This is a genomic window from Roseivirga spongicola (genome assembly GCF_001592965.1).
Lineage (GTDB): Bacteria > Bacteroidota > Bacteroidia > Cytophagales > Cyclobacteriaceae > Roseivirga > Roseivirga spongicola.
This window is the reverse complement of sequence record NZ_LRPC01000001.1, coordinates 24,716-50,757: the sequence shown is the minus strand read 5'-3', so window position 1 is coordinate 50,757 and position 26,042 is coordinate 24,716. Positions and strand designations below refer to the sequence as shown.

Below are 26,042 nucleotides of genomic sequence, written 5' to 3'. Positions count from 1 at the left end.
TTTTACATAGACTTATGAAGTGCTTTCAAGGTTCAATGACAGTAATCATCTCATTAGCAACTACTATTCAAATGATAGATGTTTAAGGTCTGAAACAATGGAACCTATTTTTTCCGAATCTATATCGACAAGTGAGGATTTAGAAAGGCCCAAAATTGAATCAAGCTTTTGATTATCCACCATGGGTTTGCTTGATTTATGGAATTCAGATAAAATCTTGTTCAAATATATCTCATCATTCAAGTCAAACGGAGGTTTTGCTGTTCCTAATTTTATTATCAAGTGTGTAGCTTCCACATCCCAAGAATATTCTTCAAGTAAATCAATCATCTCCACTAGTTCTTGGGTATTTTGTTCTGGGTATTTCTTTTCAAATAATTGAACCAATGAAAGTACCTTTCCCGAAAACTTTTTGCTCATTATTCATCCCCTAATACACTCTATTATTCTTAGTTTTAAATGAATTGACTCAAAGTGTCAATTTCTAATTGACATTTTGTTATGAAAGAATATCAGGCTTAATTCTCTTCATTTTTTCATTCTGAATGAAAGTCTAAACTGTCGTAAAAATAAGTTTATCTCCATTAGTATACTTTTTTATGGCAGACAAGATATTTTCGAAGTCATCCATTAGGTTTCTATAATAAACTATCGATGCACGATCTTGAAGGTTATCGAATTGAGATTGATTTAAACTTGCAAAGTATTCAAAGCTCTTCTTTTCCTTTTCATTGCAGATGATTAGCACTCTTCTACATAATTCAAGGCTTCTACCAAGTAGAATTAGATGTAGTGTGGACTCTTGAGTACCTGTATGGATATGAATAAATGTATAAATTCTTAGTCTTTTTTTAAGCAAATCTTCAATAGTTTTAATTCTAGGAGCTCTACTCTCATAGAAATCCATTTTTATTGCTTCTACTAATGACCGAAGGTTTATCAAATCGTTTCTTTTCCTTAAATCATTTTGTTTGGATAAGGAATTAATAATCGTATCAGTGTTAACGTAAATTTCCTTTTCTTCATGATCAACATATCGATATTGAAAGTTAACTAGGCGATATCCATTATCCATGGATCCAATTCCAATGTTTCTGTAAAGCTTCAGATAGTCAATTTGAGAATCAACGGAAAAGGATAAAAAGTTTCCTGATTTATTACCTACCTCATCTATAATTACATCGTATTCACCAGTTTCTTTTAATCGGCTTATGGTTGAATCTAGTTTGTCTTGATTATCTCTCTTGTTTAAATAAGAGCCTAGAAATCTTCCTCTAATTCTACCGGAGAATAAATTGTCAGATTGAGTGCGCATGTAAATACCTACAACATCATTATAGTCATCACTGAAATAAAGAAAGATTGACATCAGTATCTTGTTTTTATCATAAGGAAAATAGAAAGAATAAAGTCTATCAGTTATCCAACGATAACTACCCTCAATAGTGTTTAACAGGGAACTGCTAAGTTCATCACAGGATTCAAGTTGGCATTTGAAATCTTCTAAGCAATTTAGAGATACAACTGAGAGGATAGGTTTAAGAGAATGCCGTCTATTAGGCTGGTTGTAAAAAAAGAGAATCCATGACTTATTTGTTAAAGTAAAATTCCTTTGTTCTTCAAGTTTACTGTTTTGCTCTTTAAGAGCCTTAGCTTCTGCTTCCTTTATCTCCAAATATTCTTCGGCCTGTTGAATAATATAGTTAAGACCTTTCACATAAGTCCATTCCTCAAATGGAAGACCACTTCTATCATGATGTTCAGGGTTATTATATCTTTCCAGTTCTTCAAAAAATTTCTTTTTGAGCTTTTGATATTTGCCGATTGAACAGTTTGCTCTTCCTTTTGCAAACATTGGATAACCACCCTCAATTCTTTGAAACCTTTCTGAGATTTCCATAATCTTGTTGTTGAGGTCTTCAAGTTTGTCTTTTTCGGACATATCAATCTTATCAATTCTTAGTGAATATAAACCTGCAAAATCAAGTTAGCAAAGAATTTACTCATATCTGATATGTAATAATTCAAGCTGATCTACTTGGTAGGAAGGGCTGCATAATTTAATCGTGAATTCACGAAAAAATGAGTGAACTCACTGATAATCAAAACTTTAAGAAGGGGTGGTTGCGTTAATTTAGTCGACATGACAAATTAATTATTATGAAAAAATCATTCTTTAAAAGGCTCTTCAATCGAGGTAAAAATGCTGCCGAAGACTATGTCTTGCAAGACTTAGTTTATGCTGATGTTATAAAAGATTACGCAAAGCTAGCCGAGCATAACAAGCATACAGGAATTCCTGTCGAGCTCACTGTTGCTCAAGCACTGCTGGATTTGGAAGAGTTTAAAATCTCTTTTGAAAGCAAGCATCTCTATTGGTCAACTGACAAACAAAAGGAGGTTGACCGAACACTAGAGAAACTCACTCACATCAAAGAAAATGCGGAGGCTTTCATTAATTCAGAACTAAAATCCGTGCCCGACTCAATGTTTGAAGCTATTGATAAAGCCAATACACAGTTGGCTGAATTGAAAGCCGAAAAGCAGGAAATTCGAGACCTATCTGATCACTCTAAAACTCAAGATAATGAATAGGAAAAAACAGTATAAAAAATTTATAGCCCTGTTGAAGGACCAGCCTGTCTCTTTGGCACTCATGATTGTTTTGGGGCTTATGCTATGGGCAGGTGACTACTCATTGAGTAATCAAGTCTACCTCTTAATTTTTGAATTACCCTGGCAAGCCAATTTAATGGCGGCATTTATTGGAGCCTTCTTCGCGGCCACACCAAAACTAACAGCCTATCAGTTTGCAAAAGGCAACTATTGGCTTGGAGTTATAGGTCTAATCATTATGACCTTCTTCATATTCATTCTTTTTATTGGTCAGAAGGAGGTTATCGTCCAGAGTTCTCATGATCTACTAAGCGGGCTTTTGGGTGATGCCAATCCAATCAATGAAGTACAAGAAAGTAAGGTTCATTATATCGCTACAGGTCTACTCTCTGTACTTTGCCTCTTCTCCTTATTCATTTCCTTTCAATATTTCTCGGCAAAAAGAGGAAGTCTACCTTTAGATAAGCTACTACTTAAAAGATTCGTCCTCAGAAAACTTCAATCTGAAATTCAACTAGTCGATGGGAATCTTCAAAGGCTCGAGGATAAACCCAGAAACTTTGCTGAATCAAAAGTTCATCAAAACATTCAGGAGTTAGAAGACTCGCTCCACCTGCAACAACAAGAGCTTAATAGACATGATGTTCTAAAGGAGATAGATGAGCGATTTTATGAAAACCTTCGATCCAGAGTAATTCTGGCCATTTACACCACTTACATCATTAACAATAACAGTAAATCTTAGAAATTATGAAACCTTCAAAAAGCTACGTTTACGCACTATTGGCCTTACAAGCAGTACTTGTCCTATCAATAGCTAGTTCTAATTCTCAGAATACTCCTACAAACGTTTCTGCACTAGGTATTATTTATGATGCCAGTTTGGATTCATACAGCGATCAGACTTTCCATGTCGATGCTGTTTTCAAAGGCGTTGTTCAGCGCTTTGGCTTTTCAGATATCCACCAAGCTAGATATTACTATTCAACCATTTGTGGAGAAAATACCATTGCAAGTATCCAGAGCTTAGAGATCAAAAAGAGTAACCCGATATCTGTTTCTACAAGACAAAGAAAGGATTTGGTTGGGAGGTTCTTGCTCGATGTTAAAGATGATATCAGAAAGCTTTCCGAGCAACCAGTAGATCAAGGGCAAACGAATCTCTATAGAACGCTCACCAGACTTGTGGATCAGTTCGAACCTGATGCCACTGGAAAGCATATAGTCATTATAAGTAATCTAGCTGAACATTCGTCTGCATTGCAGATGTCTCCCCGGTATACAAAATCACCATCGAAAATTATGGACGATTATGATGTGTTGGTAAAAGCTCTATCAAACGATACCCCTCTTCCAAATCTTGATGGATTTACTATTGAGTTGATAACGCCCGGCAAAACGGATTATCACCTATGGCTTTCCAGATTCTGGAAGAAGTTTCTATTGGATAGAGGAGCAAAACAGGGGCTAGTCCGATCTAGGTTTTGAGCGCTCTGATATACCCAACTCATTGTTCATACTAAAATGTCATTAACTATGATTACGGATGAATCAAATAGAAATTTACCCTCCAGAAAAGGTGTTAAGATTGGTGATTTTGCAATTATACATTGGGCAGCGAACGGCAGCTTAATTAAGGCTTTCTTTAATAAGACTTGGCTAGGATTCTTACTCCTTTGTGCTAAACAATATGTACGTTTTAGCCGAGCCTTGAGTGCCCTTCAGATGTGGTCTACATTTAGATATAATCCGGGCTATCAAACCCTTGGCCTATTGTCGATCATTGCTTCAATAGGGTTTCAGGTTGGACTTAATAGTACAGCAGTATTGGATATTTTTAAGCCTTTCGGGATGTTTTTTATACCCGTCCTAATCTGCTTCAAGTCACCAGATCAGATTTACGACTTTGTTTGGATCAACGTGGAGTCTCAGTTTTTGCTTGGCTATACAGTCTTATTTACCTGTTTTGGTGTTTTTCATCTGATCACTATATGGACAGGGGGTAATAAATCTCTTACCAAACGAGGCGAAAGCTTAATCATGAAGGCCCTGTCTAAGTCTATCAAACTCGATGAATTTGTCATTTGCGGCTTGATTGAGCCCTTACTCTTTATTGCTATTGGTTTTGCCGCTTGGAAGTTAGCGGATGATGTCCTCTTTTTTGGATTTACATTGTTTACCTCTTTATCGGAATTTTCTCAGCAAGTTCTAGATAGAGCATATAAAGCAGAACGAGACTCAATTGTAAGAGCATAGACAAAAAGTAGGAATTAATTCTCATTTAGCCATTGACCCTGAAAGCATTAGAGGGTAAAACATGTTTTAGAAAGCCCATAATTACGCCTAGAATCAGGCTTCAGGTCTTCGAAATCAATCTTCTCAATAATTTAAACTTTACCGTCATGCTAAGAAATACCATGCTGAACAAAACTGCTCGTGCCAAATCCTATTATAATCCTTCGCTCAGCAAACAAGGAGAGTATTATGGTGAAGGAGAAGATGCTTATTATCATGGTAAGCTCTCAAAATTGCTTGGTGTGAATAAAGTAACGATCGAGAATTTTGGTAAACTTGTTGATGGGGTTAATCCAAATAGCTCCGAAAGACTTACAATTGATACTTCTAATAGGAGAATTGGATGGGATCTCACAATCCTTCCACCAAAGAGTTTTTCACTTGCAAAAACGTTTTCAAATGACTCTGCTGAGTTAGAAAAGGCTTTTAGAGAGAGTAATAGATTGATGATGCTCAAAGCCCAAGAGCTCATCCTTGTACAAAATAACACTTCAACGGAAAGGAGATTTGAGTCGACTTCATCAGGTATTTGGGCCGAATTTCACCATCAAGTCGGGCGACCAGTAAAGCATCAATATAAGAACGAGGAAGTATTTGCTGGACAGCCTTTGGAGCATATTCATAACGTACTGTTCTCTCTTTCATATAGTAACACTAAAGACAAGTTTTTAGCGGTTGAACCACTTCGTCTTTATAAATCAGCACCATTTTTAGAAAGCTATTTTCACAACACGCTCAGCAATAAATTGGCTGAATTGGGTTACGTGATTGAGCGTACGGATGATAATTGGACTATTAAAGGCATATCAAAATCAGTTTTAGATCGCTTTTCAGAGCGAGGAAAAATAGTAGAGAAGATTGCTAAGGAAAAGGCTATCACAGATCCAAAGGCCAAGTCGGAAATTGCGGCAAGAAGTCGTGTCTCAAAAAAGAAGTCAGTTCCAGAAAATCAATTGTATGATGTTTGGAAAGCCCAGTTAAGTAAGGAAGAATTATCAGCGTTCCAATCTCTAAAGTCACAAGAGAAAAGTCAACAGCGCACCCTTAGTGTACGCGAAGCCATAGACCGAAGCCTTGAGCATTTTCTCGAAAGGAATTCAGTTGCAGAAACAAATCGTATCCTTGGACATGCCATGTCGCTTTCATATGGTGCAGGTCATAGCCTACAAGATTTCGAGAATGATCTGGCAGGGCGAGATAATATTCTCTATGGCAGTGATGGTGTAATTCCTATTCTAACGACTAAAGAAATGGTCAGGTCTGAGGATCAGATGATCTCTAAGGTTGTTGATTCTAAGGGAAAAAACAAGCCAATTCATCCAAACTATAAGATCAAAAGGGACTTTCTGAATAATGACCAAACCCGTGCAGTAAAGTCCATTTTAAGTAGTTCTGATCGCATAATAAATATTGAGGGGAATGCAGGAACGGGCAAGTCAACTTTGCTCCAAGAGCTATCTGATGGAATAAATGAAAAAGGGTTAAAGGTCATTCCAATTGCACCCTCCTCCCAAGCTGTTGAGGTTCTTCGTAAAGAAGGGTTCAAGGATGCCCAAACTATCGCTTCATTCTTGGTGAATACCAAGTCACAAAACTCGATAACCGGAAACGTCTTGGTGATCGATGAATCGTCCATGTGTGGGGTTAAGACAATGAATAAGATACTGAGCATTGCTGAAGAGAAAAAAGCCAGACAGGTGGTATTAAGTGGTAATATTCGCCAGCATTCCAGCCCTGGTGAACACGGTGACTCCCTCAGAATTCTCCAACAGCGTGCTCAGATTAGAACCATTCGAGTTAGAGAGAATTTGAGACAAAAACCTGAACTTTATAAGCAGGCTGTTAATCTTATTGCCAATAAGAAAATCATTCAGGGATATAAAGTCTTAGATGAAAAGCTTAAAGCTGTTCAAGAAATTCCAGATAAAGAGGATCGCTTTGATAGGATTACTGATGATTACATCCAGTCAATAAAATCTAAGAGAAGTGCGATCATTATAAGTCCAACGAACTTTGAAAAGGATGCTATATCCGATTTAACCAGAGAAAAACTAAAGGCTGAAGGCATAATTAAACAAGAGGAAAGAGTCTTTGAGACCCTCAAAGATTTATCCCTCACCCAAAGCCAGAAGCGCGATGGACTTCAATATCAGCCTGGTAGAGTTGTGAGAATAATTAAGAACCAAGTTGGAGGGCTACGTGCTGGAAGTCATCTTGAAGTTATTTCTAATGCTCCTAATCAGCCTGTTCGGGTAAAGGATTTGAAAACTGGATCAGGGCATAATTTACCGCTAGATAAGCCTGAATATTTTAATGTCTACACCAAGACTAAAACTCCAATTTCAGTAGGTGAGTTTGTGAAACCGACAGCCAATTTGGTTTCTAAGGAAGGCTCAAAGATCAACAACGGAACACCCCAACGTGTAAAGGCTTTTGTCAAGGATGACATTCTATTGGAGAATGGAAAAACCTTATCTAAGGATAGCTATCACCTTGCTCACAATTACGCTTCAACCAGCCATGCGGCTCAGGGCCGTACATGCCAAGACCTTTATTTAAGCATGAGTGACATGTCTATGGGCGCTATCAATGATCAAACATTTTATGTGGCAGTATCAAGGGGGCGATCCAAAATACAGATCTACACGAATGATAAGGCAGAACTAAAATCTGCGATAAAAAGAAGTGGAGAGCGCACCACAGCTCATGATGTAGCCAAGCAACATCATTACAGGCTCATACAAAGACAACAGCAACTGGATTATAAGAAAAGAATTAAAAACGAACGAGACTATGCGGCACCAAAACAGAGACGGACAACAGCTACGAGGGATATTTCCCAAGGAGTCGAGAGACGATAAAAATAGCTCTAAAAATAATCCTGCTTCATCTCTTGACGGTGCAGGACAATATTACGCCCTAGGTACAAAAGACGAGCCAATCAAGCGTTTTGAGCTTATTCAGAACGCGTCAAGATACAGTTTGTCTTATTCTCTATTGCCAGTGTCGATTTTAGAAAATAGCAGCACTCTTTATTTAAGGGCTTATGAACTGATGGTCACTGTAATGGGCAGGAATCTAGACCCTATTCATGAGCACTTTTGTAATGAGCGCATCCTGTGGGTCAAAGCAAGCCCGTCTGGAAAAGATGATGGTACAGCCTCAACTTTTGTAAGTGAGATTAGAGTAGAAGGAGATGCCGTAAGCACCACAATTTAAGCCTGATTGAGATGAAAGGATTAAAGGATAAAAAGCATAGTGTAAGGATAGAGAAGAATTTAACTGATGCTGAATTACAGCAAAAGCTAGACCTCTACAGCCAAGGTGGAGAGAAACAATTCTTTAAAATTCAAAAGATTAAAAACTCATATCTAGATCAGCTCAAAGAGCAACAAAATGTTCGATCAAAGTCAGATATAAATTTTGCCTTAGGTGTAAGGTCTGGTCTTCCCCACGCACCTTATGAATCGATAAAGAGATACCGAGAAGATCTTGATCAAAAAATTAGAGATCAGGTCATAGAAGAAGCTAAAGGTGAATATAGAAAGCATCAAAATCTTGGTAAGGAATTCAACGGGAACAACAAATCCTATGAAGCCCAAAGCCCGAAAAAGGCTAATAAAGATGAGTTGGCCATAAAGAAACAGCCCTCTCTTTTAAAACAAGAATACAATAAGAACCAAACACCAAAGAAAACAGAACTATCACCTTCAAATAAGAGAAATAAAAATCTTAGAAAATATTTCTCAGGACCAAGTAAAGGGTTGGAAAATTCCAGTCCGCAAAAGGCCAGAGAAAACAGGGGTATGGATAGAAATATATGATGGAAGACTAACTAAAAAAACAACATTCAAAAGCGTGGAGCTATGAAAGTAATACTGATTGAAGAAGAGGCTTTTTTTGAGTTGATTGATCGTGTGGTGGAACGCATGAGCGAGAAACTATCAAAAAAGGAGAACAAGTGGCTCACGCCAGAAGAGGCAATGAAAGAACTTGGTGTTAAGTCTACTTCAACGCTTCAAAGGTATCGTGATGAAGGAAAGATTAGATACTCTCAGCCGAGTAAGAAAATCATTCTCTATGACCCCTCTTCTATTCAGGAATTTTTGGAAAGTAAAGCAAATGACACATTTTGATGATGAAAGATTTAAGAAAAACCGAGGAGTACAAAAAAGCTTATGAGAGAGTGGATCGCCTTTGTAAATATATGCCTCATTTAATTTAGGATATGGTTTCTCCTGAGAATGAACCACAGATTCAAAAGCAAGCCTTTGAAGATCGTATTCAGCTTTTCAAAAAGGAAAATGCAATACCCATTAAGAGTAGAGGATTAAGGAAACTCTCTCGATTTACACCACCAGATGGTCATTCCAGTAAAGCTCCTGAAAAATCTAAAGAAAGAGAGCCATGAAGTTGTTTTCAAAAAAAGAAGAGAAGAACGACCCTCTAGATCAAATTCTCTATAAAGTTCCAGGCACAAATACTGCCATCACATGGGCAGATAGCTTAGAAGGCACTCTAGTGACTGGATCCACCGGAAGTGGTAAGTCCAGTGGCGCTGGTCGCCACATAGGACATGCCATGCTCAAGAGTGGCTATGGCATGTGTATTTTATGTGTGAAAAAAGACGAGAAGAAAAGATGGCTGAGCTATATCGAAGAAGCTGCACCTCATAGAAAAGAAGATGTCGTCATTTTCAATAAATCAAGCGGACTAAAATTCAATATGCTTGAATATGAAATGAAAAGGCAAGGCGAAGGTGCTGGTGACATTCTAAATGCCGTTGAGTCTTTGATGGCCTTAAATGAACAAAACAGAGTCTACCTCTCCGGTGGAGGTGGAGGAAAGGATGAACGCTTTTGGGATATGTCTCTTAGACGTTTTTGTAGCAAAGGCATTAATACCCTCCTCTATGCAGGTGAAGAAGTTAGTATATCTAATCTGAGACGTTTAGCATCAAACTGCCTTAAAGGAGATGAACCGGAACAATATAGGCGCCTAGAGGCAATGGCTTCAGATGAAGGTATTGATCCTGTCAAAAGAGAACAAGCTCGAGACGAGTTAGAAGAGTGGATTGAGACGAGTTATTTCTTGCAGGTATTACTCAATATTTCAAATAAGTCCTTCACAAAAAATGACGAAGAAGATGTCGATATGATCATGAAATACTGGCTGCGAGAATTCCCCAAAATTGGCGAAAAAACATCCAGTATCATCCTTGAAAGCTTTATGGGTATAGTTGAGCCGTTTCTAAATAAAGGCATCTTAAGAGATCAATTCACAAACGGTATTAGTGATGAGCTTCTACCTGAGACCATTTATAAAAAGGGAAAGATCGTGATCATTGATTTCGCGTTAAAAGAATTTGGTATTGCGGGTATATATGCGGCTACAATTTACAAAACCACCTTCCAAGCCGCCATGGAGAGGCGCGATGTCGAAGAAGAAACGAACCCTAGACCTGTTGGATTATGGATTGATGAGTATCAACAGCTATGTACACATAAAACGGATGCTCAGTTTCAAGCAACCGCAAGAAGCTCAATGGTTGCGACCGTTTATATCACTCAAAACATAAACAACATTCAGTTTGTCATGGGGAATGATCAGCCCGATGCAAAAACGAAAAGTCTATTAGGAAATCTTAATCTCAAATTTTTCGCATCCAATGACAATCATGACACAAATATTTGGGCATCAAACATGATTGGAAAGCATATGATTGACATGGAAAATCTTAGCATCAGTCACAAAAATGAAGTGAGTAAAACCAAAAATCAGCAAATGTATTACCGTGTAACACCAGAGCAATTTACGGTCCTAAAAACTGGGCGTAAGAGTAATAATTACATCGTTGAAACGATTGTTTTTAAAGCAGGGAAAGTCTGGGGACACGACAAGCGCAACTTTGCTCTTGTCCAATTCAATCAAAAATCGAGCGTATATTAGGGGTTAGCGTATAGTTCGAAAATAGCGTTTAGAGCATTTGAACGTATATTTCAAAAATAAAAAAGCACGCCGAAAGCACGCCGAAGAGAAATAAAAAAGACAGCTACTTTCGTAACTGTCTCATTATCAAGGGTGGAAGATGGGACTCGAACCCACGACCTCCTGAACCACAATCAGGCGTTCTAACCAACTGAACTACAACCACCGTGTAACACCTTTCGTGTTTGGGTGTGCAAAGGTAAAGCAAGGAAATGAATTTGCAAATACCAAACTTCGATTTATCTAGAAAAAGTAAGTCTCTTACCTAAAGTGCCTTCAATTACTTGCCCTGCATCGTAAACTAAGTTACCATTTACAAAGGTTTTTTCTACGCTAGCTTTAAACTGATGACCTTCAAATGGAGACCAGCCACATTTGTACAGAAGGTTCTCTTTAGTTACTTCCCAGCTCTTATTGAGGTCTACTAAAACTATGTCGGCAAAATATCCCTCTCTTAGATAGCCTCTTTCGCTTACATCGAATAAGTCTGCAACAGCATGGGCAGATTTTTCTACAATTTTTTCTAAGCTAAAAACTCCCTGATGGTATAGGTCTAACAATGCTGGTAGGTTGTGTTGAACCAAAGGCCCGCCAGAAGGTGCCGAGAAGTAAGCATTCTGCTTTTCTTCTAAAGTGTGAGGGGCATGGTCTGTTGCTAAAACATCTATTCTGTTTTCATTTACAGCTTTTCTTATCATTTCACGGTCTTCAGCTGTTTTCACTGCTGGGTTCCATTTTATGAAGCTACCTTTTTCAGCATAGTCTGAGTCGCTAAACCAAAGGTGGTGTACGCATGCCTCCGATGTGATTTTCTTATCCTTCAAAGGAATGCTGTTGTCAAACTGAAGCGTTTCTTTCCCTGTAGAAATATGTAGAATATGAAGTCTAGCTCCAGTGCTCTTCGCTAGTTTTATGGCTTCAGAAGATGAAGCAAAACAAGCTTCTTCACTTCTGATAATTGGATGCATTCCCATAGGGACATTTTCGCCATACTGTTCCTTGGCTTTAGCAGTGTTTGCTCTAATTATTTCTTCCGACTCGCAGTGGGTTGCTATAATAGTAGGCGAGTTTCTAAAAATGTTTTCGAGTGTTTTCTGATTGTCTACTAGCATATTTCCAGTAGATGAACCCATAAATATCTTTACCCCGCACACTTTTTTCGGGTCAGTTTTGAGTACTTCGTCAATGTTGTCATTCGAAGCACCCATAAAGAAGCTGTAATTGGCTATGCTCTTCTGTGCGGCTACATCGTATTTCTGTTGCAACAAATCTTGGGTGAGAGTGTTCGGAACCGTGTTCGGCATTTCCATAAAAGAAGTAATGCCTCCAGCTACTGCAGCTTTAGATTCGGTGTAAATTTCTGCTTTGTGAGTTAGCCCTGGCTCACGGAAATGTACTTGGTCATCAATCAGCCCTGGTAAAATATGTAGTCCCTTGGCGTCTATTACTTTGTCTGCTTTTAACTGTTGTAAGTCTGAGCCAATTTGCTCAATTCGGTCGTTTACAATAAGAATGTCAGCTTCAGTTACTTTGCCTTCATTCACAATGGTGCCGTTCAGAATAAGTGTAGATGCCATAGTGCTTTTTTTTACTTGAGGGTTTAACGTAATTGCAAAGCAAAACAAACAGGAATCCATCTAAAATGGCAGCAGAAGTTCAATTATTTGAAGATTTAAAGTTGAATAGGCAGATTCTGAATGCTATTGACGACTTAGGCTTTGAAAGGCCAACCGAGATACAGGCTAAGGTGGTGCCAGTAGCTACTGCTGGGCACGATTTATTTGGTATTGCACAGACTGGAACCGGTAAAACGCTCGCCTTTGTAGCTCCACTAATTATGAAGATTAAGTATGCTCAGGGTAACGATCCTCGGGCTTTAATCTTGGCGCCAACTCGCGAATTGGTGTTGCAGATAGCGGATAACTTCAAAGCGTTGGCCAAGTATACCGATTTGAGAATGGCTGCTCTGTATGGAGGAGTAGGGCCTAAAGCTCAAATTGAGGAGGTTAAAGCTGGGGTAGATTTGCTCATTAGTACACCGGGTAGGTTTATGGATTTGTATCTGAAAGGCCATATTATGCCTAAGCAAATCAAAACTCTGATTCTGGATGAGGCCGATAAAATGCTGGATATGGGGTTCCTGCCTCAGATTAGAAAGATATTGGAGGTTGTGCCTAGAAAGCGGCAAAACATGCTTTTTTCGGCTACTATGGCAGATAGAGTGGTTACGCTTACCGAAGAATTTCTGGCTTTTCCGCAGCGAATTGAGGTAGCTCCTCAAGCCACAGTAGCAGAAACTATTGAGCAGGTTTTATACGAGGTGCCCAACTTCAAAACTAAAATCAACTTACTCATTCACTTCCTCAATCAGGAAGAGTTTAGCCGGGTTATTGTGTTCGTGAAGACCAAGTCTAATGCCGATGCTATTGCCAAGTATATCGATAGAAAAGAGCTCGGCCCCGTACGTGTTGTACATGCTAATAAAGGGCAAAACAGTAGAATTAATGCTGTAAATGAGTTTCGGGAAGGAGATATCAGGGTGTTGGTATCTACCGATGTAACCGCTAGGGGTATGGATATCTCTATGGTTTCTCACGTTATTAATTTCGATTTGCCTTTGGTGTATGAAGACTATGTACATAGAATTGGTAGAACGGGTCGTGCAGAGAACGAAGGGATGGCAATAACCTTTGCCAATGAGTTGGAGATGCATCATGTGCCACGTATAGAGAAAATCATTCAGCAAGATATTCCAAGGAAAACAATTCCTGCAGACGTTACTATTGAGAAAACTCCCTTTGAGGAACAGCAAGAAATGGCCAAAACCATGGATAATATTCGAAAGAAAATGGATCCAACCTTTAAGGGCGCTTTTCATGAGAAGAAAAAACGGTTCGATAAGCCATCTAATAGCAGCAAGGGTAAGAAGCGAAATAAGAGAGGAAGAAGGTAGTGTTCCTTCTGTTTTCAGAATTTGCTAAATTGGCTAACAACTCAAACTCAAATATTATGCAACAACGAATCTTTTTTAGCGCATTAGCAGCGCTAGTACTCTCATTTTCTCAAGTTCAGGGCCAAGAAGAAGGCGAATTTCACTTAGATGATGCCTACGCCCTAAGTGCCAATGGCATTATTCATTTAAACTCAGAAGACGCAGACGTAAGAATTACAGGGTCCGACCGATCTGATGTTCACGTGAAGATCGATAGAATTGAATATGTCAATGGAATTAGGTCTGGTAGTAGAAACTTCACTGTAAACGTTGAAGAAGTAAACGGAGACTTAGTAATTAAAGAGAGAAGGTCAGGTAGTGTCAGGTTTAGTATTGGTTCTTTCAGAACGGAATACAGCATAACCATTGAAATGCCTAGGTCTGGAGGTCTGAAAATTGAGGGGGAAGACGATGATTACGTGATCAAAAACGTTGATGGGTCAATTTCTATGCGCGTGGAAGATGGAGATATTGAACTTTTGGATACGAAGTCCGAAAGTATAGAGGTAAGAATTGAAGATGGCGACTTAAGGCTCGATGGAGGACTGGGTGAACTCATGATCGAAAACGAGGATGGCGATTTAGATGTTAGAAACGGTGCTTTTACCAGAGTAGACATTGAGACTGAAGATGCTAATGTTTCTATAGAAACAAGTTTGGCCGATGATGGTACTTACGAGATTACCTCAGACGATGCTAGAATTGACTTTGTGGTGCTCAGCGGAGGTGGAAGGTTCTATGTTTCTAAAGACGATGGCCGAGTTTCTTCCGGTAGTGCTTTCAAGATTGAAGAAGAAAGGGATCATAGAGTTACTCTATCATTAGCTGGAGGAAAAGCTGATGTAGATGTTAGGGTGAATGATGGGCGTGTTAGATTTTCTAAGCGCTAGCTGAAGGGATTAGTTCTTCAGAGGTAGGATCAAATTGCCACTCGGCTAATGAGGCTCCTCCTAATATCATATTCCTATCAAGATTTTGAATAGCAGAGCTCAATTCGGGCTCTGTTTTTATTTTGAGCTTCTCGTAATCAGAAAATAACCCTTTCAGAGAATTTAAAGTGTTGAAATACTGAAGGTCTCCGAAGCCATAATACTTCTGCCACCTGAGCATTCGGCCTATAAGTTTATGGTGGTTGTTCACTCCTTCAGTTGCTAGGTCTACTATAGTTTGTTCAATCTCTGAAAGCCCAGAAATGCTGTTCGGGAACCTCCTGAAGTGTGCATTCAGTGCATCAGATAAGTACGGAAACTCATCTGAAGGCATTATGGTGTAAGTAAAAAGGTTGTTCGGATTTGCAGAACAGTAGGCCTGATAAACATCTTTGGCAAATTCAAACTCTCGAGTATTGAGCTTAAGCTTTTGCTGTAGTTGATCTGCTAATTGTTTAGGGCTCAGTTCTCCAAGGCCATAAAGCTTTTCAGAATCATCAATTTTACCAGAGCACACCAGAGATATTTGCTGGCCTGGTTCACGCTTTTCTCCCAAATACTGTATCAGGGCCATCATATTAATCTGGCAGAACAGATCGTATTCAAACCAAAGCACTATTTCGGAATATTGACTCAGTTGGGAGCTAAGCTTCTTAAATGGTAGATAAACGTCTTGGTTGTACTGCTCAACAGTTGTGTCAAATGATTGAGTAATAAAAGCTCTTCTTTGGTTCCAGAAGTCTTCTGAGTTGAAGTCGGAATGAACGGGGCCTTCTGCTAATACCTCTCGCCAAACAAAGGTTTCCCCCTCGATTGTCGTCTGCTTAAAAAGTTGGAGCGTGCTATCTCCGTTGAGTATGTGTAAGCTATCTGCCATAAAAAAGCGTTTAACAAAACGTCATTCCCTTGAAGACGGGAATCTCCAGCTAGTTTAGTAAAGCTATCTGGAGATTCCCAATCAAGTTGGGAATGACGTTTTGTTATTTTAAAAAACTGTTAAAAAACTAGTCTCTAGAGTTGTAGTCCATATCGTCCTGACGGTCTACTGGAGTTCTAGCATCTCTGTTAGCTAAAATCCAAGCAGTATGGAAGATCAACTGGGCTCTTTTGGCCATTACGTCAAACTCAATTTTGTCAACGGTGTCAGTTGGTCTGTGGTAATCGGCATGAGTACCATTAAAGTAGAAGATAATTGGAATACCCTTCTTAGCGAAGTTGTAGTGGTCAGAACGGTAGTAGAATCTGTTTCTATCGTTCGGATCGTCATATCTGTAGTCTAAGTCAATGTTGGTGTAAGTGATGTTCGCGAATTCGGATATCACTTTTAAGTGGCTAGAAAGCTTCTCAGAACCAATTACATAAACATAATCTCTGTTGCCAGACTCTTCGTGCTCTGGGTCAACTCTACCAATCATATCAATGTTAAGGTTGTTAACAGTGTTCTCAATTGGGAACAAAGGATTGTCTGCATAATAAGCTGAACCCAATAGGCCTTTTTCTTCACCAGTTACGTTTAAGAAAAGAATACTTCTTCTAGGTCTGTTACCTTCTTTAGCAGCTTGAGCAAATGCCTCAGCAATTTCCATTACACCAGTAGTTCCAGAACCGTCATCATCGGCACCGTTATTAATCACAGTTCCATCCTCATTCTGACCAATGTGGTCGAAGTGAGAAGAGATAACCAATACTTCATCTTTAAGATCTGTGCCTTCTAAGAAAGCTACCATGTTTTCAGTGTCGATAACATTGATTTTTTCTTTCACCATTAGTCTTACTGAACCTTCTTTAATGTTGTCAGGAGTTTCGGCATTTTCAGCAAGTTTCTCCTTAGAAGACCTGAAAATCTCAGCAGCCATTTCTTGAGTAGTGTAGAAAGTCATGCTTTCGTTTCCACCATTCTCTTTGTCGAATCTTAATCTACCCAAAAGTAGTCTTCTGGCCTGTCTTGGTACAGTTTGCTTGAACTGCTCATCATCAGCAGCCATAATCATTACGCCTTTAACACCAGCTTCAGCAAGCTTGCCCATCAATTCTCTGTCGCCAGAAGAAGAAACAGCTACTTTTCCGTTTAGGTCCATGTCGGCAATGTTGCTACCCTTACCAATGTATACTGCATCTAGCTTCATTTCTTTAGCCATGTTTGCATTACCAGTAAAGATGAAGTCAGTACCATTAATTTTCTTTCCAGATCTAGTCTTGATGTAAACATCTGACCAATCTGACTGATACATGTTGAACTTCTGGCGGTATGTTCCGTCTACTGGGCCTTCTAAGCCTACTCTTTCGTAGAATTCTTCTAAAAATCTAGAAGCTTTTTTCTGACCTTCAGTTCCGGTTTCTCTTCCACCGAATTCATCAGAAGCCAAAATAGAAAGCTTGGCTCTCATGTCTTCTGGAGTGATAGTATTGGCATACTTCACAGCCGTCTTATCTTGTGCATTAACAGCAAGAGCTGTCATCACAAGCCCCATTAGGGACAACTTTAATCTCCTCATTCTTATAACAATTATATGTTTGAATTTTTTAGTGGGCTAAAACTAACGTTTTTTTAAAATCTAGCCTCAAACACTTCTGTTTTCGGTTGGGTTTTTTTGCTATGGATATGTAAGGAAATCAGAGCCTTGTAACTTACATTTGCAGCACAATTGCGAGAAGTAAATCGAACGAGAACTGGAGATATGACAAAAATTGATTTAAGAAAAACTCAAAGGTTTGAAGACCGCCACAATGGTCCTGATCAGCAGGAGATTAGCGAAATGCTAAAGGTGGTTGGTGCATCGAGCCTTGATGCTCTAATTGACGAAACGGTACCTGCCGGAATTCGAATGAAAGAGCCCCTGAATCTTCCGCTTCCTAAATCGGAATTTCAATTTCTGAAAGACCTGAGACACACAGCAGCTCAGAACAAAATATTCAAGTCTTACATTGGTATGGGTTACTACAATACCATTGTACCTGGAGTTATTCAGAGAAATATTCTTGAGAATCCAGGATGGTATACTGCATACACCCCTTACCAGGCAGAAATTGCTCAAGGCCGTTTAGAAGCTTTGATCAATTTCCAGACTATGGTAATGGACCTCACTGCTATGGAAATTGCCAATGCCTCTTTGCTAGATGAAGGTACGGCTGCGGCAGAAGCAATGGCCATGTTTGCTGGTCAAAGAAAAAAAGATAAGAAGAATGCGAATACATTCTTTGTAGATGAAAATACCTTCCCTCAAACCATTGATGTACTCAAAACGCGTGCAACGCCTTTCGGTATTGATCTGGAAATTGGAAATTATGCTGAACTAGATCTTACTAGAGAAGACCTTTATGGTGTATTGGTTCAGTATCCTTCTGGCGATGGAAAAGTAATAGACTATCGTTCGTTTGTAGAAAGCGCACACGAGAACAATGTGTTTGTAACCTTTGCTGCCGATCTAATGGCCTTGGCACTAATAACCCCTCCGGGTGAAATGGGTGCAGATGCCGTTGTAGGTACTACCCAGAGATTTGGTGTGCCTATGGGTTATGGTGGTCCTCACGCAGCATACTTTGCTACAAAAGATCAGTTTAAGCGTCAGATTCCTGGTAGAATCATTGGGGTTTCTATAGATAGAGAAGGCAATAAAGCCTACAGAATGGCTCTCCAAACTCGTGAGCAGCACATTAGAAGAGAGAAAGCAACTTCTAATATCTGTACTGCACAGGTACTTCTTGGAGTAATGGCCGGAATGTACGGTGTATATCACGGTTCAAAAGGTATTAAGCATATTGCCGTTAAAATTCATGGCTTCGCCAAGCTATTGAACAGAGGGTTGAAGTTCTTAGGGTTCAACCAAGTGAACGATATCTACTTCGATACCTTGAGAGTTGAGTGCGACTCTGCTCTCGCTGATAAAATCAAAACTATTGCTGAAGTAAATCAGGCCAACCTCAGATACTTTGAATCTGGAGATTTAGGTATTTCTGTAGATGAAACCACCAGAGTAGAAGATGTTGAGGTATTGCTAAACATTTTTGCTGAAGCTACTGGTCAGGTGATGGGTTTCGACTTAGATGTCGAGGCAGCCAACCTTTCTATAGAGTGGCCTGCTGAGTTGGAAAGAACGTCTGACTTCATGACTCACCCGGTATTCAACCAATACCACTCAGAGCATGAAATGTTGAGATATATCAAGAAGCTTGAGAATAAAGATTTGTCATTGGTTCACTCCATGATCTCTCTGGGTTCTTGTACTATGAAGTTGAATGCTACTTCGGAAATGGTAGCAGTTACATGGCCTGAGTTCGGTGATATTCACCCATTCGCACCAAAATATCAGACTCGTGGTTACCATATGATGTTCAATGACTTGGTAGACTGGTTGAGTGAGATCACTGGTTTCTATGATGTGTCATTGCAGCCTAACTCAGGTGCTCAAGGTGAGTATGCTGGCTTAATGGTAATCAGAGCTTACCATGAAAGCAGAGGAGAGGAGCACAGAAATATTGCCATTATTCCTTCTTCTGCTCACGGTACAAACCCTGCTTCTGCAGTTATGGCTGGTATGAAGGTAGTGATTGTAGCCTGCGATGAGAAAGGGAATATTGACATGGATGACCTAAAGGCAAAGGTTGAGCAGCACAGCGAAAACCTCTCTTGTCTAATGGTGACTTACCCTTCTACTCATGGAGTGTTCGAAGAAAGTATTGTTGATATTTGTAAGCTCGTTCATGATCATGGTGGGCAGGTTTATATGGACGGTGCCAACATGAATGCTCAGGTTGGGTTGACAAGCCCAGGATTGATAGGTGCCGATGTATGTCACCTAAACCTGCATAAAACATTCTGTATTCCTCACGGTGGAGGAGGTCCTGGTATGGGGCCAATTGGTGTGGCAGAGCACTTAGCTCCTTTCTTGCCAAACAGTGCGGTGATGGAAACTACAGGTGGCGACCAGCCAATTAGTTCTATTTCATCAGCTCCATGGGGAAGTGCCAGTATTCTTACTATTTCATATGCTTACATAGCCATGATGGGTGCAGAAGGCTTGACTAATGCAACCAAGATTGCCATCCTTAACGCTAACTACATCAAGGCTAGATTGGAGAAAGAGTTTAAGATTCTTTACTCTGGTAAAAATGGAAGATGTGCTCACGAAATGATTGTAGACTGTCGCGACTTCAAAACTCAGAATATTGAGGTTGAAGATATCGCCAAGCGATTGATGGACTATGGCTTCCACGCTCCTACAGTTTCATTCCCAGTAGCTGGAACAGTTATGATTGAACCAACAGAGTCTGAGTCTAAAGTAGAGTTAGATAGGTTCTGTGATGCTATGTTGAGTATTCGCCAAGAGATCAGGGAAATTGCTGATGGTATAGCTGATGAAGATGACAATGTGGTGAGAAACGCTCCACACACAGCAGCTATGGTGCTTGAAGGTCAGTGGGAGAAGCCTTATTCTAGAGAAAAGGCAGTTTACCCTACAGAGTTTGTAAAAGAGGCTAAGTTCTGGCCTACTGTAGCCAGAATTGATTCTGCCTATGGCGATAGAAACCTAATGTGTAGCTGTATTCCAGTTTCTGATTATCAGGAAGAGGAAGCTATGGCTTAAGTTAGTTTTATATAAGAAGCTAGTTATTAAAAAGGCTGTCTCGAGAGTTCGGGACAGCCTATTTTGTTTTATGCCACTAGTTCTAGTTGGCTCTTTTGGTAGCCATTGTAGAATCGATAGGGAAGGTATGTAAGTGAGAGAATTAGTGCTGATAGGGCCAAAAACGATTGAAATAGCTTTGACTTTCTAATTATATTTAACTGAGAATCTTCCATTTTCGATAGGTAGTCCTTCCATTCGTTATCATACTTTTCACCAATCAAAAGGTTTGCTTTGTTTTGTGTATCTACTAATATTCTATAACTATTGGCGTCTGTTTTTTCTTGGTGAGATAAAACTCCAAATAAGATTGAGATTGTAAGGCAGAGAGCACTCAAGTACCCTCCAATAAATGCTATTTTCTTCATCATGATATTGTGTTTTGGGGTGGTTAAAATTTTTAAATCTCTTTCGAGTTGATAGGGAAAGTCTGGAAGAAGCTTTTGTTTGGCGTTCTCAAAACTCGTTTCAAAATCCAGCTTTTCGCTGTCCATAGAGAACTCAATCTCCGTTGCCAGATGATCGGTCAGGTCATCCATCAGTTCAAAGTCGCTAAAGCCCTGAGATTTCAGGTAGTCTTTAATGTGTTGTACATGGTGTTCAGTCATGACACGGACGTTTTTGATTTACCGAATAACAAAGCCAAAGTGGTCTGAAAGTCCATCACTTCTTCGATAGCTGGATTTACCACAGCCTTACCTTTTTCGGTTAGACTGTAATACTTCCTAAGCCGGTTTCCCACATTGATCGATTCAGTTTGCAGATAACCTTCTTTGGTTAAAGCATGCAAACTCGGGTATAAGGAACCTTCCTTGATGAGTATTTTTCCTTCGGAGCTAGCCTTTACGTGCTGAACAATCTCATAACCATACATCTTTCCGTTGTCCGCTAAGAGTTTTAGAATGATGGGTCTGAGAATACCTTTTAATAATTCACGAGAATACATAGAACAATAATACATCATAATTCTATATATTGCAAATAGACAATAAAAAAGCCGCAAAACGCGGCTCCATAATTGTCTAATGTCTATGTACTCGGTACTAAAATCTAAACATGCACATGTCTTTCGGCATGGTAAGACGATCTTACTAAAGGTCCTGACTCTACGTACTTAATTCCTCTTTTCTCACCTTCTTCTTTGAAGAAAGCAAACTTATCTGGATGTACATACTCTATCACCTCGTGGTGCCTTTTTGTAGGCTGAAGGTATTGGCCTAAAGTTAAAACGTCTAAGCCAACCTCTACCAAGTCATCCATCATTTGGAAAATCTGATCGTCCGTTTCACCTAAGCCAAGCATGGCTCCAGTTTTAGATCTTTTCCCGTATTCTTTAATTCTCCTCAGTTCCTCAATACTACGGTCGTATTTAGCTTGTGGTCTTACTGGGCGATAAAGTTCTTTTACGGTTTCAACATTGTGAGAAACTACTTCTTGTCCACCGTCTATCATTCTATAAAGAGCATCCCAATTGCCTTTAACATCAGGAATAAGAGTCTCTATGGTAGTAGAAGGGCTGAGTTCTTTAGTTTGAACTACAGTTTGATACCAAATTTCGGCACCTCTATCTTTTAGTTCATCTCTGTTTACAGAAGTAATTACTGCGTGCTTTACACCCATTAATTTAATAGCTTCTGCTACGCGTTTAGGCTCTTGCTCGTCATACTCGGGCGGACGGCCAGTGGCCACAGCACAGAATGAACATGATCTGGTACAAACATTTCCCAAAATCATAAATGTAGCTGTTCCTGCTCCCCAGCATTCTCCCATGTTAGGGCAATTTCCACTCTCACAAATTGTATGAAGTTTGTGGTTGTCAACCAGCTTTCTCACTTTGGCATACTCTGGGCCAATAGGAAGTTTAACCCTAAGCCAATCAGGCTTTCGTCTGCCTTTTTTCTCTTCAACTGGTTTGCTTACAACTGGTAATTCAATCATTGATCGTTCCTCCGACTATAAGAACACAAAGGTAAGGCAAAGGTTCCAAATAAACAGGGTGAGTGAGACTAGTTTCTCTTGCCAAAATAAATGGCAAAGAATGCAGCAGAATAAATGCTTTTATTGTCTGCTAAGGGCATTATTTCTATTTCTCTAGTAAAGGCGTCTACCGTAAAGCCTACTTCTACGCCAAATACTCTCCGTTTGGTGGAGTTAGTTTCAAAGGTTAGTGAAGCTTTGGCATGACCGCCCAGTACAAAATTAGTTTCTCCCAATCCTCTAAAAGGACCAGCATTGCCCACTATAAAAGGTCTTGCATGTTGATTATTATTGGGGTCGTACTGCTCTTTTTGGTTTTGAGAAATTTCAATATAGTATGGGATTTCCATACCTATAGCTGGGCCAATGGCTACAAGACCTGTCACCCTAGCGCCTTGTTGAGGAGCTTTTTTGAACAAGATTTTCTCTCTCCCGTAGGTTGGTCTTATGCTTACTAAGTAATTAGACTTTCCAAAAACAAATGAACTGCCAGTAAATGTAGTTTCTTTTGCTTCTCTAGGGTGTCTAATGTTAACCAATTCAATGCCCCAATTAGAAAGGTTGTCGTTGCCTAAGAATTTAGAGTGTCGAAAATATAAGCCACTAATTAGTCCGCCATTGGTGGTTTTAACTATGCCAAAAACATTCTCTGTTAGATAGTCTTCATCTATGTATTGACGTATCTGTTGGCTGTATGCCTGAGAGGTTAAGCCGAAAGCGAGTAAGAGAAAAATAGATTTTTTAAGGAACTGTATCAATTTTGACGCTAGCTTTGAAGTGTTGCTAAAGTAACGAAATTTTATTGTTGATAGTTTATGAAAACCGTAGAGAGCAAATATCTGGGTGGCTTAAGAACCTCTTCTGTTCACCTTAAATCTAAGAATACGTATCAAACAGATGCCCCAATAGATAATAATGGAAAAGGAGAAACCTTTTCCCCTACAGATACGGTGGCTACAGCTTTGGGAGCTTGTATGATGACCGTTATGGCAATAGCAGGTGAGAAGAAAGGCTTCGATATGTCTGGAATGCACTTGGCAACAGAGAAAGTGATGTCTGCTAACCCGAGGAGAATTGCTGCCTTAAAAGTCGACTTTTATTGGGATGATTGTCCTTTGAATGATGAGCAAAAAGAATGGATAAAAGAGATAGGTCTTAACTGTCCTGTTGCTCTAAGCTTGCACCCAGAACTAAAGCAGGAAATCAGTTTTCATTTTTAGAGAGCCAATCCACAATTTGGCATAAGTCTTCCTTTTTCTGAATCCTCAATTTATTTGAGCGAAGAAATTTCTTTAGTCTTTGCCGAACATTTGGAAACAAGTCTATGAGTTCGTTTTTATGTTCTGGTAGTTCAATTATGCGACCCTGAACTTTTATTAAGGTTTTTTCAATTACGTTGACTTTTCCGTTGAACTTTTGAAAGCCGTCAACGCTACCTTCGTATGACTCAAATGATAGCTGGAATTTTGTCTTGATGTTCTTGGAGCAATCCCAGTCTAGGACAAAGCCTCCAAATTTAGATTTTGGATTGAACTCAGTTAGATTCGAAAATCTAGATTCCTTGCTTCCCTCTTCTAAAGTGAAATACCTTACTACATTAAATGGGTATAGTCTTCCAGAGGAAGGGTCCTCTAATATTTCAGTTTTTAAATTATACAGGAAATAACCACTAGTAGTATCGCCCTCATACGTTACAATAGTTATTGGTTTTTCTGTAAGGTATAGGTGCTTGCGATAATGTTCACCGAAACTTTCGGGAGCTTCCCATTCAGGAGCTTCAATAATTTTTAACCTCTGTACAACTGCATTAAGGTTGATTTCTTCTAATACTTGAGCGTTTAATTGAAGTGTCTGGAAACCAATGAACACCATAGTTGCCAGACACTTTCTTAGACTCTTGTTAACTCGGAATGCTCTTGTATTTAATTCTTTTAGGTTCTTTGTTGCCATTGCGTGCTTTGTAATTCTCTTCGTATTCTGAGTAACTACCCTCAAACCAATATACTTGAGAATTACCTTCAAATGCAAGGATGTGGGTACAAATTCTATCAAGGAACCATCTGTCGTGAGAGATAATTACCGCACAGCCACCAAAATTCTCTAAGCCTTCTTCTAGCGCTCTAAGTGTGTTTACATCTAGGTCGTTAGTAGGTTCATCTAGCAGCAACAAGTTGGCTCCTTGTTTAAGAGTTAGTGCTAGGTGTACTCGATTACGCATACCGCCAGAAAGCTCCGAAACCTTCTTGTTTTGATCGCTTCCACCAAAATTAAAGCGGCTAACATAGGCTCTTGAATTAACTTGTTTCCCTCCAAGGGTTATCAGTTCATTACCTTCTGAAATAACTTCCCAAACCGTTTTGTTAGGATCTAGCTTGGTATGTTCCTGATCTACATAAGCGATCTCTACTGTTTCACCAACTTCAAATGTTCCTGCATCTGGCTCTGTTTTTCCGGTAATCATATTAAAAAGAGTGGTTTTACCAGCTCCATTAGGACCAATGATACCAACAATTCCTCCTTGAGGGAGTGAGAATTCCAGATTTTCATACAAGAGTTTATCTCCAAACGCTTTAGAAACGCCTTTAGCATCTATTACCTTACTGCCTAATCTAGGTCCAGCCGGAATGTACAATTCCAGCTTTTCTTCTCTTTCCTTTCCTTCTTGGCTCAAAAGCTTATCGTAGGCGCTCAGTCTGGCTTTAGCTTTAGATTGCCTGCCTTTAGGAGACATTCTTACCCATTCTAGCTCTCGCTGAAGGGTTTTCTGTCTTTTAGATTCTGTTTTCTCTTCATCAGCTAATCTCTTCTGTTTTTGCTCTAGCCATGAACTATAATTTCCTTCCCACGGAATACCCTCTCCACGGTCTAGTTCTAAAATCCAGCCCGCAACATTATCTAAGAAATAACGGTCGTGAGTTACCGCTATTACGGTTCCTTTATATTGTTTAAGGTGTTGTTCTAACCAATGTACAGACTCTGCATCTAGGTGGTTAGTAGGCTCATCTAGTAAAAGAACATCTGGCTCTTGAATTAACAAGCGGCAAAGTGCAACTCTCCTTTTCTCTCCTCCAGAGAGGTTTTGGATTTTAGCATCAGCAGGAGGTGTTCTTAGAGCGTCCATCGCTCTTTCCAGTCTGCTATCTAACTCCCAAGCATTCTTTTGGTCTAGTAGGTCTTGAACTCTCGCTTGGTCTTCAATAAGCTTGTTCATTTTGTCGCCATCGGCAAGCACATCCGGGTCGGCAAACTTTAGGTTTATTTCCTCAAATTCTTTCAATAGGTCAACTACATCTCCCGCGCCTTCTTCAACCACTTCTTTTACTGTTTTCTCTGGGTCTAGATTAGGCTCTTGTTCTAGCATTCCTACAGAGTAGCCTGGCGAAAACACCACTTCGCCCTGATAGTTTTTATCTACCCCTGCAATAATTCTTAAAAGTGAAGACTTACCTGCACCGTTAAGACCTAAGACACCAATTTTGGCACCATAGAAGAATGATAGGTATATATTTTTAAGTACTTGCTTTTGTGGAGGGTAGACTTTATTGACCCCTGCCATTGAAAAGATGATCTTCTGATCGCTCATATTGGAAAATTTAGGTTCAAATATGCTAAAAAATGGGC

At 39.5% G+C, this 26,042-nt stretch carries 25 protein-coding genes and 1 tRNA gene; 14 read left to right on the top strand and 12 right to left on the bottom strand.

The features are described from left to right. Window positions 1-63: 63 nt before the first annotated feature. On the bottom strand, window positions 64-420 hold the full coding sequence (locus AWW68_RS00190; RefSeq protein ID WP_068215360.1) for a hypothetical protein: 357 nt from the start codon (window positions 418-420) through the stop codon (window positions 64-66). A 133-nt stretch (window positions 421-553) separates the two neighbouring features. Next, a complete protein-coding gene (locus tag AWW68_RS00185) occupies window positions 554-1,900 on the bottom strand; it encodes a hypothetical protein (protein ID WP_157717454.1) in 1,347 nt (448 codons plus the stop codon). A 260-nt stretch (window positions 1,901-2,160) separates the two neighbouring features. Here AWW68_RS00185 and AWW68_RS00180 point away from each other — a divergent pair, with 260 nt between their 5' ends. The 10 genes from AWW68_RS00180 (at window position 2,161) to AWW68_RS00140 (ending at window position 10,860) form a co-directional block, all read left to right on the top strand. After that, window positions 2,161-2,595, top strand: a complete 435-nt coding sequence (locus AWW68_RS00180; protein ID WP_068215356.1) for a hypothetical protein — start codon at window positions 2,161-2,163, stop codon at window positions 2,593-2,595. After that, window positions 2,588-3,361, top strand: coding sequence for a hypothetical protein (locus AWW68_RS00175; protein WP_068215354.1), 774 nt, complete (start codon window positions 2,588-2,590; stop codon window positions 3,359-3,361). The genes AWW68_RS00180 and AWW68_RS00175 overlap by 8 nt, the downstream gene beginning before the upstream one ends. Window positions 3,362-3,366: 5 nt before the next feature. Continuing rightward, the gene (locus tag AWW68_RS00170) at window positions 3,367-4,104 is read left to right on the top strand and encodes a hypothetical protein (protein WP_068215352.1); all 738 of its coding nucleotides are present in this window, start codon (window positions 3,367-3,369) and stop codon (window positions 4,102-4,104) included. 36 nt (window positions 4,105-4,140) lie between these two features. Then, the gene (locus tag AWW68_RS00165) at window positions 4,141-4,872 is read left to right on the top strand and encodes a hypothetical protein (RefSeq protein ID WP_221405955.1); all 732 of its coding nucleotides are present in this window, start codon (window positions 4,141-4,143) and stop codon (window positions 4,870-4,872) included. A gap of 146 nt (window positions 4,873-5,018) precedes the next feature. Further along, the gene (gene mobF, locus AWW68_RS00160) at window positions 5,019-7,772 is read left to right on the top strand and encodes a MobF family relaxase (RefSeq protein WP_157717453.1); all 2,754 of its coding nucleotides are present in this window, start codon (window positions 5,019-5,021) and stop codon (window positions 7,770-7,772) included. Then, on the top strand, window positions 7,705-8,130 hold the full coding sequence (locus AWW68_RS20005; protein ID WP_157717452.1) for a hypothetical protein: 426 nt from the start codon (window positions 7,705-7,707) through the stop codon (window positions 8,128-8,130). The genes mobF and AWW68_RS20005 overlap by 68 nt, the downstream gene beginning before the upstream one ends. Before the next feature lie 11 nt (window positions 8,131-8,141). Beyond that, on the top strand, window positions 8,142-8,735 hold the full coding sequence (locus tag AWW68_RS00155; RefSeq protein WP_068215347.1) for a hypothetical protein: 594 nt from the start codon (window positions 8,142-8,144) through the stop codon (window positions 8,733-8,735). Between the two features lie 42 nt (window positions 8,736-8,777). Then, window positions 8,778-9,047 carry a helix-turn-helix domain-containing protein gene (locus AWW68_RS00150; RefSeq protein ID WP_068215346.1) on the top strand — a complete coding sequence of 90 codons (270 nt, stop codon included), beginning with the start codon at window positions 8,778-8,780 and terminating at the stop codon, window positions 9,045-9,047. Window positions 9,048-9,139: 92 nt separating this feature from the next. Further along, entirely contained in the window at window positions 9,140-9,322 is a 183-nt protein-coding gene (locus AWW68_RS00145; RefSeq protein WP_068215343.1) for a hypothetical protein, read from the top strand. After that, on the top strand, window positions 9,319-10,860 hold the full coding sequence (locus AWW68_RS00140) for a type IV secretory system conjugative DNA transfer family protein (protein ID WP_068215342.1): 1,542 nt from the start codon (window positions 9,319-9,321) through the stop codon (window positions 10,858-10,860). The genes AWW68_RS00145 and AWW68_RS00140 overlap by 4 nt, the downstream gene beginning before the upstream one ends. A 130-nt stretch (window positions 10,861-10,990) precedes the next feature. Here the strand turns inward: AWW68_RS00140 and AWW68_RS00135 are convergent. Both AWW68_RS00135 and AWW68_RS00130 read right to left on the bottom strand, forming a co-directional pair. After that, window positions 10,991-11,066, bottom strand: a tRNA-His gene (locus AWW68_RS00135). A gap of 72 nt (window positions 11,067-11,138) precedes the next feature. After that, on the bottom strand, window positions 11,139-12,476 hold the full coding sequence (locus tag AWW68_RS00130; protein ID WP_068215341.1) for a dihydroorotase: 1,338 nt from the start codon (window positions 12,474-12,476) through the stop codon (window positions 11,139-11,141). A gap of 65 nt (window positions 12,477-12,541) precedes the next feature. On the opposite strand from AWW68_RS00130, the gene AWW68_RS00125 reads away from it, so the two are divergent. Both AWW68_RS00125 and AWW68_RS00120 read left to right on the top strand, forming a co-directional pair. Next, complete coding sequence (locus AWW68_RS00125; RefSeq protein ID WP_068215334.1) at window positions 12,542-13,852, top strand: DEAD/DEAH box helicase; 1,311 nt, start codon at window positions 12,542-12,544, stop codon at window positions 13,850-13,852. 56 nt (window positions 13,853-13,908) lie between these two features. After that, entirely contained in the window at window positions 13,909-14,781 is an 873-nt protein-coding gene (locus AWW68_RS00120) for a DUF4097 family beta strand repeat-containing protein (protein ID WP_068215332.1), read from the top strand. On the opposite strand, the gene AWW68_RS00115 is transcribed toward AWW68_RS00120, so the two are convergent. Beyond that, window positions 14,771-15,697, bottom strand: coding sequence for a DUF1835 domain-containing protein (locus AWW68_RS00115; protein WP_068215331.1), 927 nt, complete (start codon window positions 15,695-15,697; stop codon window positions 14,771-14,773). The two genes, AWW68_RS00120 and AWW68_RS00115, sit on opposite strands and share 11 nt — an antisense overlap. Window positions 15,698-15,824: 127 nt before the next feature. Then, window positions 15,825-17,315 (bottom strand): M28 family peptidase, encoded by a 1,491-nt coding sequence (locus AWW68_RS00110; protein ID WP_068215329.1) that lies wholly within the window; start codon window positions 17,313-17,315, stop codon window positions 15,825-15,827. 183 nt (window positions 17,316-17,498) lie between these two features. On the opposite strand from AWW68_RS00110, the gene gcvP reads away from it, so the two are divergent. Further along, the gene (gene gcvP / locus AWW68_RS00105) at window positions 17,499-20,405 is read left to right on the top strand and encodes an aminomethyl-transferring glycine dehydrogenase (RefSeq protein ID WP_068215327.1); all 2,907 of its coding nucleotides are present in this window, start codon (window positions 17,499-17,501) and stop codon (window positions 20,403-20,405) included. A 68-nt stretch (window positions 20,406-20,473) separates the two neighbouring features. On the opposite strand, the gene AWW68_RS00100 is transcribed toward gcvP, so the two are convergent. The 4 genes from AWW68_RS00100 to AWW68_RS00085 all read right to left on the bottom strand — a co-directional run bounded on the left by AWW68_RS00100 (window position 20,474) and on the right by AWW68_RS00085 (window position 23,179). Beyond that, on the bottom strand, window positions 20,474-21,052 hold the full coding sequence (locus AWW68_RS00100) for a hypothetical protein (protein ID WP_068215324.1): 579 nt from the start codon (window positions 21,050-21,052) through the stop codon (window positions 20,474-20,476). Next, a complete protein-coding gene (locus AWW68_RS00095) occupies window positions 21,049-21,408 on the bottom strand; it encodes a PadR family transcriptional regulator (protein WP_245660192.1) in 360 nt (119 codons plus the stop codon). Before AWW68_RS00095 ends, AWW68_RS00100 begins: the two co-directional genes overlap by 4 nt. An 86-nt stretch (window positions 21,409-21,494) precedes the next feature. Next, window positions 21,495-22,382 (bottom strand): lipoyl synthase, encoded by an 888-nt coding sequence (gene lipA / locus AWW68_RS00090; RefSeq protein WP_068215320.1) that lies wholly within the window; start codon window positions 22,380-22,382, stop codon window positions 21,495-21,497. Window positions 22,383-22,450: 68 nt separating this feature from the next. Continuing rightward, window positions 22,451-23,179, bottom strand: a complete 729-nt coding sequence (locus AWW68_RS00085; RefSeq protein ID WP_068215318.1) for a hypothetical protein — start codon at window positions 23,177-23,179, stop codon at window positions 22,451-22,453. A 57-nt stretch (window positions 23,180-23,236) separates the two neighbouring features. Here AWW68_RS00085 and AWW68_RS00080 point away from each other — a divergent pair, with 57 nt between their 5' ends. Continuing rightward, the gene (locus tag AWW68_RS00080; protein WP_068215317.1) at window positions 23,237-23,641 is read left to right on the top strand and encodes an OsmC family protein; all 405 of its coding nucleotides are present in this window, start codon (window positions 23,237-23,239) and stop codon (window positions 23,639-23,641) included. Here the strand turns inward: AWW68_RS00080 and AWW68_RS00075 are convergent. Further along, a complete protein-coding gene (locus tag AWW68_RS00075) occupies window positions 23,625-24,371 on the bottom strand; it encodes a hypothetical protein (RefSeq protein WP_068215315.1) in 747 nt (248 codons plus the stop codon). The genes AWW68_RS00080 and AWW68_RS00075 overlap by 17 nt on opposite strands. Next, window positions 24,322-26,004 carry an energy-dependent translational throttle protein EttA gene (gene ettA, locus AWW68_RS00070; RefSeq protein ID WP_068215313.1) on the bottom strand — a complete coding sequence of 561 codons (1,683 nt, stop codon included), beginning with the start codon at window positions 26,002-26,004 and terminating at the stop codon, window positions 24,322-24,324. Before ettA ends, AWW68_RS00075 begins: the two co-directional genes overlap by 50 nt. Between the last annotated feature and the right edge of the window lie 38 nt (window positions 26,005-26,042).

Coding starts and splice junctions, on each gene's coding strand:
- lipA (WP_068215320.1), bottom strand. CDS start 22,382: ATGATTGAATTACCAGTTGTAAGCAAACCAGTTGAAGAGAAAAAAGGC.
- AWW68_RS00120 (WP_068215332.1), top strand. CDS start 13,909: ATGCAACAACGAATCTTTTTTAGCGCATTAGCAGCGCTAGTACTCTCA.
- AWW68_RS00095 (WP_245660192.1), bottom strand. CDS start 21,408: ATGATGTATTATTGTTCTATGTATTCTCGTGAATTATTAAAAGGTATT.
- AWW68_RS00175 (WP_068215354.1), top strand. CDS start 2,588: ATGAATAGGAAAAAACAGTATAAAAAATTTATAGCCCTGTTGAAGGAC.
- mobF (WP_157717453.1), top strand. CDS start 5,019: ATGCTAAGAAATACCATGCTGAACAAAACTGCTCGTGCCAAATCCTAT.
- AWW68_RS00155 (WP_068215347.1), top strand. CDS start 8,142: ATGAAAGGATTAAAGGATAAAAAGCATAGTGTAAGGATAGAGAAGAAT.
- AWW68_RS00150 (WP_068215346.1), top strand. CDS start 8,778: ATGAAAGTAATACTGATTGAAGAAGAGGCTTTTTTTGAGTTGATTGAT.
- ettA (WP_068215313.1), bottom strand. CDS start 26,004: ATGAGCGATCAGAAGATCATCTTTTCAATGGCAGGGGTCAATAAAGTC.
- AWW68_RS00185 (WP_157717454.1), bottom strand. CDS start 1,900: ATGGAAATCTCAGAAAGGTTTCAAAGAATTGAGGGTGGTTATCCAATG.
- AWW68_RS00130 (WP_068215341.1), bottom strand. CDS start 12,476: ATGGCATCTACACTTATTCTGAACGGCACCATTGTGAATGAAGGCAAA.
- AWW68_RS20005 (WP_157717452.1), top strand. CDS start 7,705: ATGCGGCACCAAAACAGAGACGGACAACAGCTACGAGGGATATTTCCC.
- AWW68_RS00140 (WP_068215342.1), top strand. CDS start 9,319: ATGAAGTTGTTTTCAAAAAAAGAAGAGAAGAACGACCCTCTAGATCAA.
- AWW68_RS00080 (WP_068215317.1), top strand. CDS start 23,237: ATGAAAACCGTAGAGAGCAAATATCTGGGTGGCTTAAGAACCTCTTCT.
- AWW68_RS00170 (WP_068215352.1), top strand. CDS start 3,367: ATGAAACCTTCAAAAAGCTACGTTTACGCACTATTGGCCTTACAAGCA.
- AWW68_RS00075 (WP_068215315.1), bottom strand. CDS start 24,371: ATGGCAACAAAGAACCTAAAAGAATTAAATACAAGAGCATTCCGAGTT.
- AWW68_RS00165 (WP_221405955.1), top strand. CDS start 4,141: ATGTCATTAACTATGATTACGGATGAATCAAATAGAAATTTACCCTCC.
- AWW68_RS00125 (WP_068215334.1), top strand. CDS start 12,542: ATGGCAGCAGAAGTTCAATTATTTGAAGATTTAAAGTTGAATAGGCAG.
- AWW68_RS00100 (WP_068215324.1), bottom strand. CDS start 21,052: ATGACTGAACACCATGTACAACACATTAAAGACTACCTGAAATCTCAG.
- AWW68_RS00115 (WP_068215331.1), bottom strand. CDS start 15,697: ATGGCAGATAGCTTACACATACTCAACGGAGATAGCACGCTCCAACTT.
- AWW68_RS00110 (WP_068215329.1), bottom strand. CDS start 17,315: ATGAGGAGATTAAAGTTGTCCCTAATGGGGCTTGTGATGACAGCTCTT.
- AWW68_RS00145 (WP_068215343.1), top strand. CDS start 9,140: ATGGTTTCTCCTGAGAATGAACCACAGATTCAAAAGCAAGCCTTTGAA.
- AWW68_RS00180 (WP_068215356.1), top strand. CDS start 2,161: ATGAAAAAATCATTCTTTAAAAGGCTCTTCAATCGAGGTAAAAATGCT.
- gcvP (WP_068215327.1), top strand. CDS start 17,499: ATGACAAAAATTGATTTAAGAAAAACTCAAAGGTTTGAAGACCGCCAC.
- AWW68_RS00190 (WP_068215360.1), bottom strand. CDS start 420: ATGAGCAAAAAGTTTTCGGGAAAGGTACTTTCATTGGTTCAATTATTT.